Origin of the sequence: Croceitalea marina, from assembly GCF_042684265.1 — a bacterium.
In the GTDB taxonomy this organism is placed as follows: Bacteria; Bacteroidota; Bacteroidia; order Flavobacteriales; family Flavobacteriaceae; genus Croceitalea; species Croceitalea marina.
This window is the reverse complement of sequence record NZ_JBHULB010000040.1, coordinates 1-1,230: the sequence shown is the minus strand read 5'-3', so window position 1 is coordinate 1,230 and position 1,230 is coordinate 1. Positions and strand designations below refer to the sequence as shown.

Below are 1,230 nucleotides of genomic sequence, written 5' to 3'. Positions count from 1 at the left end.
GTTTAGTTTTCCGGTTGTAAGTTCGTCCAGAATTTTGAGTTTGAAAGATTCGGAATACCGTCTGATTACTTTGTCATTTTTGTACATAATTGTAAGAATTATGTAGCCTTTATTCAGGACGGGTCAATATTATTGCTAACGGTATAGTGTATGAGTAGTAGCGGGTTTTTACTCACAAACCTTTCGGTTTTACACAGACCTTTATTTTATGTTTATACTTTTGTTTATCACTTAAACCGCTATTACTTATACACCGTGTTGTACACTGGGCTTTTTTCTAATAAACATCAAAATCAGTCCAATAATTATAAACGGAATACTTAAAATTTGTCCCATATTAATTGTCATACTGTCTTCAAATCTGACTTGGTTTTCTTTGAAAAATTCAATTATAAATCGAGCTAAAAACACTAAAACTAAACAGAGACCAAAGATTAGTCCATTAGGGTTTTTTATATTTTTATTTCTGTAGACATACATTAATATTCCAAATATTAGAAGGTACGAAAATGCTTCGTAGAGCTGAGTAGGATGCCTTGGTATTAAGTCATCTCTTTGAAAAACTACTCCCCAATTTCCATTCGTTGGTTTTCCATAAATTTCGGAATTCATAAAATTACCAAATCGTATAAAAGCTCCGACTATTGGGCCAACGATAGCGATTCTGTCTAATAGCCATAAAAAGTTTGTTTTGAATTTTTTGCAGTAAAGTCCAAGTGCAATTAAAACTCCAATTGTTCCTCCGTGACTTGCCAAGCCTTGAAATCCAATAAAATTATAAGAGTCTCCAATTTTTTTAATTGGCAATAAAATTTCAATCGGATTTTGAAAATAGTATGCTGGTTCATAAAAGAAACAATGCCCCAATCTAGCCCCTAAAAGTATTCCAACAATTACATAGATAAATAACTTGTCTAATCTCTCAACTGGAACGTTTTCTAAGGTGTAAATTCTTTTTTCTACTTGAAAGGCGATTAGAATTCCCGTCATAAACAGTAGTCCATAATATTTAAGTGGAAAAGAATCTGTTATCCAAAATATTTCGGGGTCAACATTCCAATTTATAATTCCGTCACTCATGTTTTTATAATACGGTTTTCAGCCTGTCTAGTCCTGAAATATGGCTACAGGTTAAAAATAGATTTACGCTGTTAATTTATATACCATATTAGGTGTTTTGTATTCTAAAGATAAATGTAATCTTATTTCATTGTATAGATTGATTGCATT

At 31.5% G+C, this 1,230-nt stretch carries 1 protein-coding gene; it reads right to left on the bottom strand.

Features of this window, described 5'->3' with window-relative positions; all coding sequences use genetic code 11:
* Positions 1 to 246 precede the first annotated feature (246 nt).
* Complete coding sequence (lgt, locus tag ACFSQJ_RS14230; protein ID WP_377767641.1) at positions 247 to 1,080, bottom strand: prolipoprotein diacylglyceryl transferase; 834 nt, start codon at positions 1,078 to 1,080, stop codon at positions 247 to 249.
* Between the last annotated feature and the right edge of the window lie 150 nt (positions 1,081 to 1,230).

Bases quoted from the DNA above. Each gene is read 5' to 3' on its own strand.
- lgt (WP_377767641.1), bottom strand. From the start codon at position 1,080: ATGAGTGACGGAATTATAAATTGGAATGTTGACCCCGAAATATTTTGG.